Annotated in this window: 17 protein-coding genes; all 17 read left to right on the top strand. The window is 39.6% G+C overall.

Going from position 1 to position 18764, the window contains the following annotated elements; translation table 11 throughout:
- Nucleotides 1–51 precede the first annotated feature (51 nt).
- Nucleotides 52–1059, top strand: a complete 1008-nt coding sequence (gene msrP / locus PSF31_RS04825; RefSeq protein WP_036958075.1) for a protein-methionine-sulfoxide reductase catalytic subunit MsrP — start codon at nucleotides 52–54, stop codon at nucleotides 1057–1059.
- Nucleotides 1059–1667 carry a sulfite oxidase heme-binding subunit YedZ gene (locus tag PSF31_RS04830; RefSeq protein WP_096865079.1) on the top strand — a complete coding sequence of 203 codons (609 nt, stop codon included), beginning with the start codon at nucleotides 1059–1061 and terminating at the stop codon, nucleotides 1665–1667. Before msrP ends, PSF31_RS04830 begins: the two co-directional genes overlap by 1 nt.
- 680 nt (nucleotides 1668–2347) lie before the next feature.
- Nucleotides 2348–2668: a helix-turn-helix domain-containing protein gene (locus PSF31_RS04835; RefSeq protein WP_004259596.1), complete on the top strand. Its 321-nt coding sequence runs from the start codon at nucleotides 2348–2350 to the stop codon at nucleotides 2666–2668.
- A gap of 187 nt (nucleotides 2669–2855) precedes the next feature.
- The gene (locus PSF31_RS04840) at nucleotides 2856–3398 is read left to right on the top strand and encodes a fimbrial protein (RefSeq protein ID WP_004259591.1); all 543 of its coding nucleotides are present in this window, start codon (nucleotides 2856–2858) and stop codon (nucleotides 3396–3398) included.
- Nucleotides 3399–3481: 83 nt separating this feature from the next.
- Nucleotides 3482–4021 (top strand): fimbrial protein, encoded by a 540-nt coding sequence (locus PSF31_RS04845; protein WP_004259587.1) that lies wholly within the window; start codon nucleotides 3482–3484, stop codon nucleotides 4019–4021.
- A gap of 74 nt (nucleotides 4022–4095) precedes the next feature.
- Entirely contained in the window at nucleotides 4096–6573 is a 2478-nt protein-coding gene (locus PSF31_RS04850) for a fimbria/pilus outer membrane usher protein (protein ID WP_094962364.1), read from the top strand.
- A gap of 41 nt (nucleotides 6574–6614) precedes the next feature.
- Nucleotides 6615–7367 (top strand): fimbrial biogenesis chaperone, encoded by a 753-nt coding sequence (locus PSF31_RS04855; RefSeq protein WP_004259578.1) that lies wholly within the window; start codon nucleotides 6615–6617, stop codon nucleotides 7365–7367.
- A 10-nt stretch (nucleotides 7368–7377) separates the two neighbouring features.
- A complete protein-coding gene (locus tag PSF31_RS04860; protein WP_004259573.1) occupies nucleotides 7378–7992 on the top strand; it encodes a fimbrial protein in 615 nt (204 codons plus the stop codon).
- 2 nt (nucleotides 7993–7994) lie between these two features.
- On the top strand, nucleotides 7995–9116 hold the full coding sequence (locus PSF31_RS04865) for a fimbrial protein (protein ID WP_004259569.1): 1122 nt from the start codon (nucleotides 7995–7997) through the stop codon (nucleotides 9114–9116).
- An 8-nt stretch (nucleotides 9117–9124) separates the two neighbouring features.
- Nucleotides 9125–9688, top strand: coding sequence for a fimbrial protein (locus PSF31_RS04870; protein ID WP_071585866.1), 564 nt, complete (start codon nucleotides 9125–9127; stop codon nucleotides 9686–9688).
- Between the two features lie 11 nt (nucleotides 9689–9699).
- Nucleotides 9700–11376: an O-antigen ligase family protein gene (locus PSF31_RS04875; protein ID WP_219144490.1), complete on the top strand. Its 1677-nt coding sequence runs from the start codon at nucleotides 9700–9702 to the stop codon at nucleotides 11374–11376.
- 110 nt (nucleotides 11377–11486) lie between these two features.
- Nucleotides 11487–11684, top strand: coding sequence for a DUF4762 family protein (locus PSF31_RS04880; protein ID WP_004259555.1), 198 nt, complete (start codon nucleotides 11487–11489; stop codon nucleotides 11682–11684).
- A 79-nt stretch (nucleotides 11685–11763) separates the two neighbouring features.
- The gene (locus PSF31_RS04885) at nucleotides 11764–12450 is read left to right on the top strand and encodes a thiol:disulfide interchange protein DsbA/DsbL (RefSeq protein ID WP_036958248.1); all 687 of its coding nucleotides are present in this window, start codon (nucleotides 11764–11766) and stop codon (nucleotides 12448–12450) included.
- A complete protein-coding gene (locus PSF31_RS04890) occupies nucleotides 12447–13403 on the top strand; it encodes an ABC transporter (RefSeq protein ID WP_096865076.1) in 957 nt (318 codons plus the stop codon). The genes PSF31_RS04885 and PSF31_RS04890 overlap by 4 nt, the downstream gene beginning before the upstream one ends.
- A gap of 6 nt (nucleotides 13404–13409) precedes the next feature.
- Nucleotides 13410–15611, top strand: coding sequence for a peptidase domain-containing ABC transporter (locus PSF31_RS04895; RefSeq protein ID WP_094962369.1), 2202 nt, complete (start codon nucleotides 13410–13412; stop codon nucleotides 15609–15611).
- Nucleotides 15608–16789 carry an efflux RND transporter periplasmic adaptor subunit gene (locus PSF31_RS04900; protein WP_232062933.1) on the top strand — a complete coding sequence of 394 codons (1182 nt, stop codon included), beginning with the start codon at nucleotides 15608–15610 and terminating at the stop codon, nucleotides 16787–16789. The genes PSF31_RS04895 and PSF31_RS04900 overlap by 4 nt, the downstream gene beginning before the upstream one ends.
- The gene (locus PSF31_RS04905) at nucleotides 16789–18762 is read left to right on the top strand and encodes an ABC transporter permease (protein ID WP_096864425.1); all 1974 of its coding nucleotides are present in this window, start codon (nucleotides 16789–16791) and stop codon (nucleotides 18760–18762) included. Before PSF31_RS04900 ends, PSF31_RS04905 begins: the two co-directional genes overlap by 1 nt.
- The last annotated feature ends 2 nt before the right edge of the window (nucleotides 18763–18764 follow it).

An 18764-nucleotide genomic window follows, 5' to 3' on the forward strand; every position in this document is an offset into this window, starting at 1 on the left:
TCGTACTTTCGGTATAACTAATTTCATATCCTTTTTGCTATGGAGCGCATGATGAAAAAGTTACCTAAAATTCCCGCATCTCAAATCACGGATGAAACCCTCTTTTTTATGAAACGCCGTCAGCTACTTAAGGCTTTAGGCATTGGAGCTGCAGGTTTAACCGTTGCGACGACGGCTAATGCAGGGCTGTTTTCTTGGTTCAATGACGATACGCCAACACCTCCGATGACGCCAAGAAAACCTCTGACATTTATTCAACCTGAAGAGTTTCAGCCATCTTTAACCCTCACCCCTGAAGATAAAGTGATTGGTTATAATAATTTTTATGAATTTGGGCTCGGTAAATCCGATCCTGCCGAGAATGCCCATACTTTAGTCACGGATGAGTGGACGGTGACAATAGATGGCGAAGTGAATCGTCCCCTGACGCTTAATTTAGATGACATAAACACTAAGTTTCCCTTAGAGGAGCGCATCTATCGCATGCGCTGTGTTGAGGCTTGGTCGATGGTCATTCCATGGGTTGGCTTTCCTTTAGCGAAATTATTGGCTTTAGTCGAACCCACTAGCAAAGCTAAATATGTGGCTTTTGAAACACGCTACGCACCAGAACAAATGCCAGGACAAAAAAGTCGTTATATTGGTGGTGGTTTATCGTACCCCTATGTTGAAGGGCTACGCTTAGACGAAGCTATGAATCCACTGACTTTGCTGGCGACCGGCGTTTATGGAAAAACATTACCCAACCAAAACGGAGCACCGATCCGGTTGGTCGTACCATGGAAATATGGCTTTAAAGGGATTAAATCTATCGTCAAAATTCGCCTTACTGAGCAAATGCCTGACACGACATGGAACCTATCAGCGCCGAGCGAATATGGCTTTTTTGCCAATGTGAATCCAGATGTAAGCCATCCTCGTTGGTCACAAGCCACCGAACGTTTTATTGGTGCTGGGGGCTTAGGCCAAGTGACCCGCCAGCCAACATTGTTGTTTAATGGATATGGCGAACAAGTGGCAAGTTTGTATCAAGGAATGGATTTGCGGAGATATTATTGATGCCCCAAGACAATAAGTTCATTGTTGGATTAACCAAAGGGTGCTTTCATCTTATTGCTTTGCTCCCTTTGGTATGGCTGATTTTTTTAGTCGATACCCAACGGCTTGGAGCCGACCCTGCCAAAGATATCCAACATTTTACAGGAATAGCGGCTTTACGTTTGCTCGTTATTATTGTACTGATCCCACTGGTTGCGAAATTATTGCGATTTACTGCCTTGTTTCAGACGCGAAAATTACTGGGGTTATGGTGTTTTTTCTGGGCTGTGCTGCATTTAAGTAGCTATCTATTACTTGAAATTGGCGTAAATAATTTGGCGCTATTTTTCGAAGAGATTTTTTCGCGGCTCTATTTAGTGATTGGCGCGATAGCTTGGTTGTGTTTATTGTTGATGGCAGTCAGTTCATTCAACCGTATACGCCTTTATTTGGGCGTATGGTGGAAAAGAATTCATATGCTGCTTTACCCTACGCTCATATTGGCGCTTTGCCACTATACTTTGTCATTAAAAACCTTAACGCCTGAACCATTTATCTATTTAGCCATCGTGGGAAGTGCGTTTACTTATCGCATGCGGAGCCAGCAAACACAACGAATAAAATCTTAATAAAGGTTGACGTTCTTTAATTGTATTCCTACCTGATATTATCTAATGCCAGTACTGAAGTTTCTCAGTATTAGGCATTCACTTTATCAAAGCACAAAATTATATGTGTGAAATATAATCTCTTAATACTCATTATTAGCGTAATAAATGCCCTGGTTTTTAGATTGTGTTGGAATTTATTGGGTGCTAGTGATGATTTCTGTGGTATATAATTTCGATTATAAATTTTACGGTAATTTATAATTAATTTGTTGGTGTTTGTAAATAACAAGGTTAAGATAAATCTTAAAAAAATCTCATATAATTTACAAACACAAAATCTGAGTAAAGCTACTTTTTTAAGTTGTATTTCGTGGTCGAAATTTAACCATAAAATACATCTCATTAGTAAAAAATATGTTTTAATATTTTTAAGTGTATCAAAATGTAATTTTTTAGGTGGTAAGCTTTGATTTTTAATCTATAACATATTGTTATTTATATTATTAATTTAATTGTGATTTTTTTTTGTTACATTTCTCCTATATTAATAGAGCGATAAATGTTTTTAATAGTAATCAATTTGCTCTATCGATTATACAAAATAAATAATCAGACATATAATAATCAAAAATTTTAGGACGGTATCTATGGTTCAGATTGGTGCCTATAATTAATTTTTAATATAAAGGTTAAATTAAATGACTTATTTTTCTAATGAGATAAATAAAGAAATAGGGCAGTATCTGAGAGGAATTAGAAAAGAGCGAAACTTAACAGGGGAAGAGTTGGCAAAAAGATTGAATATTAGTCAACAGCAGATATCTCGATATGAAACGGGAAAAACAAAACTGACATTTGAAATGATGGACACAATCCTTTTGATATTCAATAAGTCATGGAGAGACCTTTTTAATCATGTAATAGATAGATACGATAATGAAAGATTACAATGTATTATAAAAAATGAAAATAATTATTTTGCTATCTTAGATAAAGACACTAAAAAAATGTGGCGTTAATTCAGTTAATAAAAATCTAACCTATTTTACAAAGTGTAATCAGTAAATATAACTTGTATATATGATAACTTTATTAAAAATAATCATTAATTTAATTAAAAATAATGATTATTTTTATCTAAAGTTGTTATTAACAACTATTTGGCGAAACATACATTATACGAGTATTATACAGGATTAAATAATCATGAAATTGAATAAATTTGTAATGGGTGCTGTATTTGCATCAGGCTTTGCTTCGTTCGCAGCAATGGCTGCTTATACTGGTACACCTACTAACGGTACTATCGAATTTTCAGGTGAATTAGTGAATTCTGCTTGTGGTTTAAGTGAAGAATCAAGTCCTGTAAAAGTAAACTTTTATCAGATCCCTGTTTCTAATTTAAAAAATGGTGAGCGTGCAGGTAATATCAAGAAAGATATCGTTCTGCAAGGGTGTGATACTACCGTTGCACAAACTGCAACTGTAACTTATACACCATCAACTATTAACCCTAATGATAATACATTAGCGGCGTTCACTTCAGGTACTGCAAGTGGTGCTGGTATCGGTTTAAGAGACAATGGAAATAAAGATGTTGTTTGGGGACAAGCTTCTACAGCAGTTAATTTAACTGATGGTAAAACTGCAATTCCATTCGTTGCTTATTTAAAATCTGATAATGCATCTAATGCAGTAACTCCAGGTAGCTTTGATTCAACCATCAATTTTAAAATTGATTACCAATAATTTGTAATTGATTTTATACCAAGATGCGGAGTGTTAAATACTCCGCATTAATAAAATCTACCAATAACTAAATGGTATTATCCATGACTATTCGGGTTGCAAAAATAGCACTAGGCTCTAGTTTGCTATGGCCTCTATTAAGTTGGGGAATGACCGCCAATAACACCCCCGGTGATATTGTAATGCAAGGTGAATTAATAGAAGCCTCATGTACGATTGATCCTGAAAGCCGAGAACTTTGGGTTAATTTTGGTGAAATCAGTGCCCGAGAGATCACTCCTGAAGTCAATATGCTGGTGAGTAAGAATTTTGCTATAAAGCTCGTTGGATGTACGTTGCCTTCTAATGATAAAGGTAGTGCATCACGCGCGCAAATAACCATGATGGGAACATCTGTTAATGATGATCAACTTTTACAAGTAAGCGGCGATTCAGAGGGGTTTGGAATTCAGTTTAGAGACTCTCACGGCGAAATACTTAAACTTAATAGAAAAATGCCGGATTACACATTATTAGAAGGGCGCAATAGATTAGATTTTACTGCAATTTTAGTTGCTTATCAAAAGCATATTAAGGCAGGTGATTTCGCTGGAGTTCTAAGGTTTAGAATGGATTATTTCTAAAGCTAATAATAATTACATATAAAAGAGAATTGAGCTAAATCTCTAGCCTAATGAGTGAATACTGAGTAACTAAAATGATTATTTTAAATGGAAATATAAATAATATAAAAAAACTATTTGCAATATATATTGCAGTACTTTGCTATTCACCAAATATGTCTGCAAATGATCTTGTTGAGTTTAATGTTGACGTATTAGATGTTGGTGACCGTAACAATATTGATTTAACTCGATTCTCTAAAGATAATTTCGTATTTCCTGGGACATATTTATTAGATCTCTATATTAATGGACAATCATTGTCTCAGCAGAAGGTCACTTATATTACCGATCCTCACGATAGTGAAAAATCATTAGTTTGTTTTACCCCTAAGCAAATTGAAATGTTAGCGCTCAAAGAAGATGCGTTAAAAAAAATCCAAGCCATATCCCCTGAATGTTCAAATATTTTACCTATTTCAGGCGTTAAAATTAATAATCATGAAGGCAAACTGGATATCACTATTCCACAGGCATGGATGAAATATTCCGATCCTAGTTGGGTGCCGCCTGAGCGTTGGGATTCTGGGGTTTCAGGCCTTATATTTGATTATAACCTGACCGGGTCAGTTTCTCGTTCTTTGACGACACATACAAATAAACACTCATTATCAGCATATGGCCAAACGGGATTTAACTTGGGGGCATGGCGTTTTAGAGCTGATTATCAAGCTAATTATAACGAGCGTGGCGATAGAAAATTCGATTGGAACCAGTTTTATGCATATCGTCCTCTGATCCACATGGCGGCTAAGCTGACACTGGGTGAAATTTATCTAAGTTCTCAGGTTTTTGACACGATTCGCTTCACTGGTTTTAACCTTGCCAGTGATGAACGTATGTTACCGCCGAATCTACGAGGATATGCACCACAGATTAATGGTATCGCGAAAAGCAATTCAAAAATTGTTGTGACTCAAGCTGGGCGTGTCGTTTATGAAACGACGGTACCTGCGGGGCCATTCAGTATTCAAGATTTGCAAAGCTCAATCCGTGGAACCTTGGATGTCAAAGTTGAAGGTGATGACGGCGAGGTATCGACTTTTCAAGTTGATACGGCAAATATCCCTTATTTAACTCGCCCGGGTTATGTGCGTTACAACGCTTCGGTCGGTAAGCCATCTCGATTTAATCACAAGCCTGAGGGGCCAATGTTTGCCACGGGAGATTTCTCTTGGGGGCTGAGCAATAACTGGTCACTCATTGGAGGCCTACTTTTTGCGGGTAGGGATTACACCGCAATATCTGCTGGGTTAGGGCGCGATTTATCTATATTTGGTGCACTTTCTGCAGATATCACACAATCCATTAGCCGAATGCCGGGTGATAACACACAAACGGGTTCTTCTTATCGTCTGAGTTATTCAAAGTCATTTGATGAACTTAACAGTACGATTACTTTTGCGGGTTACCGCTTCTCGCAGGATAAGTTTAGAACGCTGTCGCAATATTTAGATGAGCGTGAAAACAAATATCTGGGTATTGGCCGTCAAAAAGAGATGTATACCGTTACAGGGAATAAAACTTTTTGGGCGGATGATCCTGATTGGAGAACGACAGTATTCTTAACTTATACCCATCAGACCTTTTGGGACCAAACATCTCAAGATAGATATGGCTTATCCGTGGGGCGAACATTTCGTCTAATGGGCATCAATGGTGTCTCAACCAATATTGCGGCTTACCGTTCTGACTATCGAGGTCGACGTGACGATAGCATTTCACTTTCGGTTTCAGTGCCTGTTGGTGATAGCCGTTGGGCTGGATACGACTTGCAAAATAGTGGTAGTAAGACCAGCCATATGCTGTCTTACAGTGATAACAGGGATACGAATAATTTATGGCGAGTTAGAGCCGGCCGAAGCAGCGATGATCGCGTCCGGTTTGATGGATATTATCAAAAACGGACGCAACTTGCTGAAGTTAATACCAATGTGAGCTATCAAGAAAGACAAACGGCATCGATCAACGGGACATTGCGCGGTGGCTTCACTGCTACTAAGCATGGTGCTGCATTGCATAACAGCACCGGTACAACGGATACAGCAAGAATTATGGTCGATACCAACGGTGTTGGTGGCGTGCCGTTTAACCATGAAAAAACGCGAACTAACTGGGCTGGTATCTCTGTTGTGCCTGATATTGTCAGCTATTACAGCTTCGACACACGTATTGATGTCGATAAGTTAAAAAATAACGTTGATACCAATAAGGCGATCGCAACCTCGACATTAACAGAAGGGGCAATCGGTTATCAGCGATTTGATGTTGCACAAGGTGAAAAGCTCATTGCCACCATTCGTTATAACGATACGGTACCTCCGTTTGGTGCTGATGTGACAAACGCGGATGGAATTAACATTGCCATGTTAATGGAAAATGGGTTGGCGTACTTGATGGCAGTAAATCCTAAAGAAACGTTAACAGTATCTTGGGGTGGAAAAGCGCAATGTAAAATTCAACTGCCTGAAAAAATAAATTCGGGCATGTCAGTTTTGCTGCCTTGCCAATAATGTAATGACAGTTTGAAAAAGTATTCTATAAGGTAGAGAAAATGGCGATTCGTATAAATAAATGGGTAGGTGGTTTGCTAGTTATGATGGTTGGCGTAGGGCAATCATATGCAGGTATTTCACTGGATAGAACGCGACTGATTATTACAGGCGATGAAAATTCTGCGAGTGCTAATTTATCAAACACCAGCTCAAGTATTCCTTTTCTTGCTCAGTCATGGGTTGAAGATGCCAATGGAAAAAAAATTACATCGCCATTAGTTGTATTGCCACCATTACAGCGCATTAATGGGGGGCAAAAAGGGGTTGCTCGTGTTTCAAAAACAGCCGAGATAGATAAGTTACCTCAAGATCGTGAAAGTCTATTTTATTTAAATGTGCGCGAAGTTCCGCCAAAACCCGATAAACCGAATGTTTTACAGTTAGCGATGCAATCGCGTATTAAATTATTTTATCGGCCGACAGCCATTATTCCTAAATCTAGAAGTGCGGTTTGGCAAGACCAAGTCATATTTTATAAACAGGGAAATAACTGGCGTGCTGAAAACCCAACACCTTATTTTGTAACCATTATTAGCCTTAATAATAAACCAGTGGCAGAAGGTGGAAAAAAACTAACCGATTTTCCAGGAGTGATGATTGCCCCTAAATCGCATCTCGATATTAAGGTCAATAGTTCAGGCGAGAGTTTCACCATGATGTATGTGAATGATTATGGTGGTCATCCAGAACTTAAATACAGTTGTAGCGGAAATACGTGTAAAGCGTTACCACCAGAGCAACAGATTCGCTAGGAGTATTGATATGAACATTAGGTGCTTAGGGATCGTGTTATTGGGATTAGGAAGTTTCTCCGCAGTTGCAGAAATTGCGGATGAAAAGCTGTCTCGCCAAACATTGCTAGACGTACATAGTACTGTGCATTTGACAGGAAGCGTTTATGCATCACCTTGTGTTCTTGAATTAGAAACACAAGAGCAGTATGTCGATTTAGGTGACATCAATGCCAGAGAATTTCACCGCATTGGCGATAGAAGTACTCCTGTTGCATTTAATATTCGGCTCAAAGATTGCCAACGCGGGGCATCCAAGTCATTTGTGAATGCTGCTGGAGAGGCAACTCAAAATGCTCAGCGTTATTACTTGACGGGAGAAAGCGCAGTTTCATTGAGTATTGCGGGAGATACGGATTTTTTTAACCCTGATCTTGTGCGAGTTACAGGCGATGTTCGAGGCGCAGGATTACGTATTTCCAGTAAAGATCATCAAAACTTAATGGTCAATCAGCCAACAAGTTCATGGGTGATCAAACCTGGTGATAACAACATTACACTTAATGCCTCATTGGAATCTACAGCACAGTCTGTTTCAGCGGGAACTTTTAGCGGATTAGTTAGGCTAAAACTGGAGTATTTATAACCATGTTTGTATCCAACAACAAAAAACTAAAAGATATGACTATTGTGGCCGGTCTACTCACAATAGGGTTAATGCCGTTATCTGCTTTAGGCTTTCCTCACGGCTCCGCTATACCTGATGGGGGGACTTACACATTCGAAGCGACAATGAATAATCAGCTACTGGTCAATGAGAAAGATGCTGAAACAGTATTCAATTTTGATGTGGGTAACTGGCCTTTTTTCGATATTTACTGCCAAAGTTATATGAAGCCAGGAGGTCCTGGAAATTCAGATCCTGATTCAGGAATGACATTTGATTTAATGTCAACCATTCCTACATCAATGCAAAACCCAGGGTACCTGAACCTTAATGAATATTTTGATGTAAAAGTTGAAATTCAAATAGGGGGAAGGGTTGGTCAGAAAGTTACTGTCCCAGTGAAGGATATGTGGAATGGGGGATCTGACCCAATAGAGTGTACACCACCGAGTGTTAATAGCCGTGACTATGGCGTCGAGCTACGGACAGGGTCGAGTGGGACAATCACGTTTAGGCTGAAAAAACCGATTATTAATGGCATTACCATCAACCAAGCTGAGCTGGTACAGGTTTTTGCCAAAAAAGGCAGCCCAGCGAATGGCAGTACAGCTTATGCACCAATCCCTTCAACTCGGGTTGTTTTAGGAGCAGGGATCATCACGGTTGCTGATGAGTGTACGATTAATGAAGGTAACCCAATTAATATTGATTTTCTTGATGTAGCAAATACGAGTGAACAGTTAAATGGAATTAATTATGCTCAGCCCTTTAAGATCCCAGTTAAATGTACCGGTGGAAGTTTTACGACAGGTGATTTAAATATCAAGCTGTCACTCTTACCGGGGGCGTCAGGCAGTGCGGATTTTAACCCTGATTATTTCGGTACGTTAAAAAACGGCGTGAAACGCACAAATCTTGGCATTGTGGTGACTGATAATGTGGCGGGTACATTGGTAAAACCGAATCAAGCATACCAAGTGCCTGACTTTATTAATAACCAAGGTACCTGGAACTTAACGGCTGCGCCAATAGCTGCGCCTGGTAGTAGTGTGGAAGAAGGTGAATTTACAAGTACCGGGACAATCCTTGCTGAATTCCAATGAGGCCAATCATGCGAAATAATAATCAGATAAAGCGTACAAAATATTTATTGTCGATTGGCTTATATTTATTAGTCTCGGGGCCGATGAGTGCGAGTGTGATCCCAACTAATATGGGAAGCTATTCATTCAGAGGCATGGTTATTGCTACGCCATGTCAGATAGCGCCTGGAAGTGAGAAGGTCCCTGTTGATTTTCAACAAATCTCGGTCAAAGATCTTTATAAAGAAGGCAAATCGAAACCTTTAAATTTCTCAATTCATTTAACGAATTGTAATACGACTATATTTAAATCGGTGACAGTGACTTTTAATGGAATTGAAAATAAGAATCTTCCTGACCATCTTGCGATTAGTGACCAAAGTGAAGCTAGCGGAATCGGTATTGGGTTATTAAACTTAAATGAAACACCCATAGAATTGAATACGCCATCATTAGCACAAAATCTGGCAACAAATAATACGGAAATTCAATTTAAGGCTTATGTCGAGGCTGAGCCTGAAGCGAGAATTAACCAAACGATTACCTATGGGAATTTTTATAGTACTGCGTACTATACATTAAATTATCAATAACGAATGAAAACATGATGTTTGCAATCAAAATTAAAGATAATAAAAAAGAACGTTATCCATGGGTTCTTTTAAGTTTTGTCGTTATATTTTTTGGCATTATATTGCATATTTATCTGCCGAATATGGGCGGAACAGGTTTGTCATTACCATTCAATATAATTAGTAGTTTTTTTATTGCTTTTTTTATTGTAGTGGTTAGTATTACACAAATTAAAAATTCAAGCTTATATTACTCTAAGTCGAGTAATTATATTACGATTGGATTGGTCTTATTATTAGGCTTGTGTTTTTTTGCGCCTAAAGATTACCAGTTTAATGCATACTTGACAGCATATTGGTTATTGGGCGCGTTATTTTTTTATCAAGCTTTACTGCAAATAAATATTTCAGAAACTGTATTGAAAATAATTGTTTGCAGTATATTATTTTCTGCTATTATTGAGAGTCTATTTTCAATAGCACAAATTTTTAATTTTTTTCCGATATCAGGGGATAGGCCATATGGCGTATTCCAACAAGTTAATGTTCTTTCTAGTTTTATTTGTGTTGGCATTGCCAGTGCAATAGGTATGTTTATTTTAATGAGAACTGTCACATGGTATGCGTCAGCCATTATCATTGTGAGTCTCGTTTTAATGAGCGTGGTATTGCCATTGTCTCAATCATTAACTGGATATTTAAATTTATTATTAATTGTTATTGTTTTTTATTTTTTTGCAAAGTATCATCGTAAATATATTTTTTATTCTTTAATATCGATTGTTATCGGTCTTATTATTGGCTATGGAATAAAAATTGGTTTTAATATTTCTGACTTTTCTGAAAGTAAATTGCAGACATCGCACATTAGATGGGTGTTATGGCAGCATAGTTTATATTTATTTAGTGAAAATATTTTATTTGGTACGGGTGTTGGTAGTTTTGAATCTGTATTTTTAGAGCGCTTTGGTGGTGGGTTACTTGGAACCAGTGAAAGGGTCATATCACATCCACATAATGAGATATTACGTTGGATGGTTGAAGGTGGGGTAGTTGGCATTGCTGCGATATTGTTAGTTATTATTGGTAGTGGGTATCTACTTTATTCTTCATTAAAAAATAAAAATAATAATTATGTTTTTTTAGTTATTGCGTTACCAATTGTTTTTCATATGATGACAGAGTTTCCATTGTGGCTATCAATACCTCATGGGGTGGTATTGATACTGTTAATACGTTGTGCCGATATTCCAACTAAAAAGTATCATTTAAATAAAATTGTAGGGTATTGTTCGAAAACAATTATTGCGTTAGGTGGTTTGTTATCCATGGGGTTGCTGTATTTTACTTTGCAAACGCAGCAATATTTAACGTATATCGAAAAAACAGGGCAACAGTTTCTTCTTTCTATGAATGAGCCCGATTATAGTGAGTGGAAATATTACTTAATTAATGATCGTTATAAATTGGATCTCAATATGGGGCATTTGTTACGCTATAACGAGACACAGAACCCCTATTACTTGAATTTATTTTCGTCTTGGGCAGAAAACTATTCTCGTTCTTGCCCAGATATTAATGTTTATTTTTCTTGGATCCTTGTTTTAAATGAATTAGGTGAGAAAGAGAAAGAGAAAGCAAAAAGCGTCAAAGGAAAAGCGATTTTTTTATTTGATAATAATGAGAAATTAGAAGGATTGAATTTTTAATTATTCACGTGGTAATTCGTGAGTTAATTAAAAATCTAAAGGATTTATTGGTGTTAATTATCAATAAATAGGGCGTTTTATTAATTAAAATCTATATTAAAGGAAATAACATGAAAAAGTTAAATGCTATCGAAGCTGCTGCTGTAGTTGGTGGAACAAAACAAGTTTGTACTGATTCTTACGAGAGCATCACTGTTGGTGGCGTTAAATCTTGCCAATTAGTAACGACTTGTACTGATAAGCACGGTAACAAAACATACAAAGCGAAAGCTGTTGGTGCATCAAACTGTGATGTAACAGCTCCATAGTATTAAATTTAATTTTTATTAATTGATACATGGGGAGTTATCCCCATGTATTTTTCGTACCTGAATGGAATTAACTGTTATGAATACTCGTTTTAAACCAATAACTATCACACTTTATACTCTATTTGTTATTATTGCTTCTTCACTCATGACGGTTTTGTTCTATCATATTTTTGTTTTTAATACTTTCTCAAATGATGATGCACAAGGCTCTTCTTTTATTGAATTTAATAGTGAACAAGTTCTGTTGAGTCCAATAAAAGAAAATAATAGCATCATAGAAGTCCTTTCTTATGGTTGCCATTATTGTGCAGTAAATCATGACAATGTCAGCCAATTCGAAAAAACACTCCCTGAGAATGTCAACTTTAAAGTCGTTCATTTAGCCATGGATAATAATATGGGGCTGGCTGCCTATGCGCCTATTTTTGCGACATTGGAAGAGATGGGGGTGGAATCTCAATTACGTCAGGATCTTTATACTGCCGTTATCAACGATAAGCTTGATTTAGCTAATAAAGATGTCTTAAACCAATGGTTAAAACGGCACAATATTGATTCAACCCAATACCTAAAAACCAGTGAAAGCCAAGCCGTTCAAGAACGTCTAAAAAATATGCTTGAAATTAGCAAATTTTATCAAATTACTGGAACACCTGCCTTTATTATCAATAAACGCTATGTTGTTTACCAAGACCGTGATTTTGCAGACTTTACTGCCTATATGCTTGAGTTATTAGATAAAAGTAATAAGGAGTTACGGTGATCCGGTTTTTCATTGTCTGGACGGTATTTACAGCGAAAAACTGTTTGATGCCGTTTAAAAAAGGATATCAAAAACTCAATCATAGTGGACTTGCCTTTTTACGGTTGTTATTGCGCCGAGGCTATATCACATCGGTATTATTTGTTTCTAATTTATTATGTCGTGTAGGTTTATTAGGTCGTCAATATCGTAATCGGAATAAAGTCGCCACGGAAAACTTTCGTAGTTTAATGGAAACGAAAGGGCATATTAATATGGGCTGGATAACCGTTCGACGCTTCATTTTGGAAGAGGCAGCCACATGGGGACAAAACCAAAAAATCATGGCGCAAGTTCGAGTTTGTACACTTGAACTTGATAGCGTCGTTGCGCCTTTACACCAACAAAATAAACCCGTTGTACTTGCTCCGTTGCATATGGTTTCTGATGTTTTAGCCACCATGGTTGGGGCGGGGGTGACTCCTGGGAATGCGACGGTGGTGGTTTCGTCGAGCGCAGAGCAGCAAAAGTATAACGCTTCGGCACGTGAGTTAGGTCAGGTGAATTTATCTTATTGTTCTATTCATCAGGGAAATAAAGTATTAGCTAGCCAATTAATGACTGCGATGACAGAAACGGCGGCCGGGCAAAAAAATATGATTGTTTTCCCTGATATTACCCCTGATTACACGGTTCAAACAGAGGAAGGGGCGTCGAGTAAATTATCGTGCCACTTATTTAACCGTGCAGCAAAGCTACACAATGGTGTCGTGCGTTTGTCCAGTGCGATTTCGGCACAGGTAGTTTTTTATCATCTGTACTACCAAAATGGTTTACAAATCAAGGTTTATCCGCCTGTTGCAGCAAAAGATGTTGCAACTCAAATGCCAGCCATCATTGAAAATGCGGTTCGTCATTATCCCAATGATTGGCTTTTATGGCATAGCCATTCACTTTATTTTATTAGCCATTAAATAATAATGAAAAATATTATTCCAAATTTTGTTTCTCAAGAAGAAACCAATGAATGTGGCTTAGCATGTATTGCGATGTTAGCACAAACCCAAGGTCTCAACGTTTCTCTTGAAACTCTGCGAGAGGTCTATCCAGCATCGGATCATGGAACTTCTTTGATTGACCTTTCGTCCATTTTAGCCAATTACGGTATTGCGACGACACCGGTGTTATTTGAGCACCAAGAGCTCAATAGTTTACCACTTCCCGCTATTTTACATTACGGAGCAAGCCATTTTGTGCTGCTTGCTTATCGCAAGGGAAATAACGTGTGTGTGATGAACCCTGCAATTGGGCAGCAGTGGCTACCTTTCTCTGCATTAAAAGCGGAAATCAGCGGTTATGCATTAATTTTAGAACCGGATACCGCGCTGGAAAAAATTGAATCATTAGCACCAGAAGACAAAAATGATGGGGCAGGAAAAAAAGCCCCTCATGCAATGAGCCTGAAAGAAACCTCAGAGATTCGCGGTGTTTATTGGTTGATGATATTCGCTTTTTTGGTTTCTTTAACGTTATTTTTAATGCCAGCCATGGTGAGCAATGCAATCAACCAAGCCTTTTCCGACGCCAAAAATGCCATTTTCCCTTATGGCTGGTTTATTGTTGCCTTTGTGGTTGCAACACTATTAGCCCTTGGTGTGAGAATGCTGAGTGAGAGATTCGTAAAACACTTTGTGTTGATTAAAAGTGGGGTTGGTTTCTCTCGTTTATTGAGTAATCCATTGCGCTTTTTTGAAAAACGCGCACCCGGGGATGTTTTTAGCCGTTTTGTCGCTTGGCAGGGGGCATTAACCGAAAAAATTGAGCTGGATAACGGGCTACGAACGGATTGGGTTATTTGTGCGATAGCATTAGGTACCATGTTTTGGATTGCACCCGTATTAGCGGCTATTTCAGCTGCGGGTGTTACCGTGATGGGCTTAATTAGCGTATGGGCGATTATTCGTGATCGGTGGTATACCCAGCAGTTACAGCTAAAATCGGCAGAATTAAATGACTTTTTTATGGAGACGCTGCAAGGCATTCTGACCATAAAAACAGCAGGGATAGAAAATCAGCGTAAGGCGCAATTTGCATGGCTAAGCCGTGAATTGTTTACCTGTATACAACGCAGAAATGTGTATCAACAAATTAAAGATGGCATCTATCAATTAACTGGTAGTTTGGAGATGGTCATTTTTATGTTGGTGGTTTTACCCATGGTGGCCAATGAGTTAATTTCGTTGGGGGATTTCTTTGCTTATAGTTTCTTGCGTCAAATTTTTACCAATTATGTGACGCGTATTTTTTATGCGATTATACATAAGTCGCAACTGCATATTATTGATACACGCGCCCATTCTTTATTCCCTAAGAAAAGTGAGCAGGACACCGCACCATTCCACGAAAAACAAACCTCAGTACAAGGAAAAGCACCACACTTATCTTTCAAGGGGATCCATTTCAGTTATGACCCTGCAAAACCGATTTTAAATAATGTGTCATTAGACTTACCTTCAGGCACGCAGGTTGCCATTGTTGGGGAGTCAGGGGCAGGAAAAAGCACGTTATTACGTACCATTGCGGGTTTATTCAGCCCACAGCAAGGAGTATGCGAATCCAATGGTGAAGCCGTCAGTGTGCAGCAGCTTACGCAATTGGTTTGCTTGCAAAGCCAAGAAGATATTTTATTTAATGCGACCGTCTTAGATAACATTACGCTATTTGACCCTAACTTCCGCGAAAAAGATAAAAAAAGAGTCGAAGTGCTGCTTGATAAATTGGCACTCGGCGCAGTGATTACTCAATTACCTGGTGGGGTTAATGCGTTAATAAGAGAAAGCCATGCGGCGCTGTCACTTGGGCAACGTCAACGTTTGTTATTGGCTCGTTCGTTGTACAGTGCCCGCCCTATTTTGTTATTGGATGAGCCCACCGCCAATTTGGATGAAGAAACGGCGAAAATAGTCATGGCAACCATTCAGTCACATTGCCAGAAAACAGGTAAAACATTGATTGTTGTCACTCACAGTGAAGAGTTGGCGGCTAATTTCGATGCACTTTACCGAATCGTGGATGGGGAATTAAGTCTTGAGAACAGCACCAATAAAGCCCCTTGTGTCACAGCAGGCACGCCTCAATCTGAACCTTCTTTGTTAGCGGCAATGGAAGGAACTTCCTTATGACCTCCCGCCATGTAGCACCAAAATTGGGTTTAACGACCCAACGATTACGCACTTTAGGTGGGTTAGTGGCATTGCTTGTGCTGGTCGTGGTGATCGGCCGTTTTGTGTGGCAATCACCCGCCCCAGCATTGCATGAAAACGTAATTTTATCGGTGGAACGTGGCGATATTGAAAAAGTCGTCATGGTAACGGGGACATTAAAGCCCTCAATGCAAGTTAATGTAGGTGCTCAGGTTAACGGGCAAATCAGAAAATTATATGTAAAACAAGGCGACAAAGTGGTTAAAGGGGAGTTATTAGCAGAAATCGACCCAACTATCCAGCAGTCTGAGCTCAAAAATGCAACCGCCCGGTTATCCAGTGCTCAGGCGCAAAAACGGGCTGCGGAAGCAACTTTAATACAGTACATCAAAGCCTATCGGCGTCAGGTAGTGATGCAGCGAGATGGTTCTGGTATTCGCAGTGAATATGAACAAGCGCAAGCACAATATGAGGCGCAATTACAGCAGGTTAATGTCAATGAGGCGTTAATCACACAATCAGAAATGGATGTACAAACTGCACAAGCTAACCTCAATTTTACACGAATCATCGCGCCGATTAGTGGCGAAGTACTGGGTATTGTGGCGAACGAAGGGCAAACCATCGTTTCTTCACAGACGGCACCGACCATTTTAGTGTTGGCGAACCTAGATAAAATGCAGGTTCAGACACGAATTTCGGAAGCAGATATTCAAAAAATCCACCCAGGCCAACCCCTCACATTCTATGTGATCGCGGACCCTGAAACGCACTACGAAAGTACGATGGGGTATGTTCAACCCATTCCCCCTGAAGCGCTTGATGAAAATAACAATAATTCTGGGGGGCAACAGAACAGTGCAATTTATTACAACGGAACGTTCGAGGTTGATAACGCCGATCGAGCATTAAAGACATCAATGACAGCGCAAGTATTTATTCGTGTTGCACAAGCGAAAGATGCTTTACGACTCCCCGTTAGTGCTCTGGGGCGAGCTGTAGGTGCAAACCAATATGAAGTGACCGTGATCAACAATGAAAAACCGGAAACTCGCACCATCAAAGTGGGGATTAATGATCGCCATTTCGTCGAAGTACTTGAGGGCATTAGCGAGGGCGAACAAGTTGTTATTCAATCAGATAATGTGGCGAGTTAATGATGGCGACGACACGAAATGTATCTTTTACCCGTCCTCTGATTGAACTTCATCATGTTTACCGTGAGTTTTCAGCCGGTACGCAAACTATTCCTGTTTTGAATGATATTTCGCTATCAATTAACCAAGGGGAAATGGTCGCTATCATTGGCGCATCAGGTTCAGGTAAATCGACTCTGATGAACATCATTGGTTGTTTAGATAAGCCTTCTCAAGGAGAAGTGTTGATCAATGGGATTGCGGTTCATGAGGTGAATAGCGATCAGTTGGCAGAATTACGTAGCCAATATCTTGGGTTTATTTTTCAGCGTTATCACCTAATGCCTTACCTGACTGCAGAAGAAAATATTGCGATCCCAGCTTTATATACGGCGATGCCAGAAGATGAGCGGAGCGCTCGAGTTGCTTTATTAGCAGAAAAGTTAGGGTTACAAACGCGCTTGGATCACAAACCTTATCAATTATCTGGTGGGCAACAGCAGCGTGTCAGTGTCTGCCGCGCCTTGGTTAATGGTGCGCAAATCATTCTTGCGGATGAACCTACAGGGGCATTAGATAGCGCTAGTGGCCACGCATTGATGGATATTTTACATCAACTTCATCTCGATGGTCACACTGTTGTGATTGTGACCCACGATAAAAATATCGCTCAGCAAACTCAGCGAATTATTGAAATTAGTGATGGAAAAATTGTTTCTGATAAGCAGAACCAAGCTCAGACAGCCACAAAACAACGGAACCAGCTTCCTTCTGTTGAAGATAATGGCCGTGCATCGGTGTGGCGCAATATTATTGAGTCTATTCGTATGGCATGGCGGGCCTTACTCGGTCATCGCATGCGTGCATTTTTGTCGATGTTGGGAATTATCATCGGTATTTCTTCTGTGGTGTCATCAATGGCCGTGGGGGAAGGGGCAAGACGCTCGATCATGGATGAAATCGGGAAGCTCGGCAGTACGACTCTGGAAATTCGCCCCGGTACTGGGTGGGGGGCTAAGCGGCCTGATATGGAGCGTGCGTTATCGTTAAATGATGTTAAAAGTCTAAAGCAGTTGCCATGGATTGAGTCTGTTTCCCCCGTCGCGAGCAGCATGACGATGGTCGTTAATAAAGGCTTGGATAACTCCATCATGCTTAATGGCGTTTCAGAAGAGTATTTTGCGGCACAAGGGTTTCAGCTTTTACATGGCAATTTCTTCAGTACGCTCGATATGGCAGACAGCGAGCCCGTTATTGTGTTGGATGAAGGAAGTCGAGAGGTACTTTTTCAGCCAGAAGAAGAGCCGTTAGGGCAAATTGTGCAGATTGGTCATTCACCATGGCGAATTATTGGTATTGCCCGTAAACCGGGGCCCAAAATGTCGAGTGGCTTTGTTATGGGGTGGGTGCCTTACTCATCGTTACAGCAACGTGTGGTCGGGGACAAACCTATTGAGTTTATTTCACTGCGCTTCCCTGAAAACTTAACTTCTCAACAAGCTGAATTACAGGTTGAGCGTTTGTTATTACGCGAACATGGTAAAAAGGACTTTTTTATTCAGTCGGATGACCAGCTCGCAAATGCATTACAAAAAACATCCGATTCTATGTCATTACTGATCACTTCGATTGCCGCTATTTCCTTATTGGTTGGGGGCGTTGGGGTGATGAATATCATGTTGGTTTCTGTGACGGAACGAACTCATGAAATCGGGATCCGCCTTTCCGTCGGAGCGCGTCCTCAAGATATTATGAACCAATTTTTGATAGAAGCCGTGATGATTTGTTCGCTTGGCGGGTTAATTGGTATTGTCGGTGCATGGTTAGCGGGGTGGGTTTTCTCTTATTTCACCACTGAATTTACGATGGTATTTACCCTGTTCCCCGTTTTATTAGCGTGCGGTTTCTCCGCTCTAATTGGTTTGGTTTTTGGTTATTTTCCTGCTCGTCGGGCTGCCAAACTCAACCCAACGGAGGCATTGGCACGCGAATGAAT

Source organism: Providencia sp. PROV156, assembly GCF_028480905.1.
GTDB lineage: Bacteria > Pseudomonadota > Gammaproteobacteria > Enterobacterales > Enterobacteriaceae > Providencia > Providencia hangzhouensis.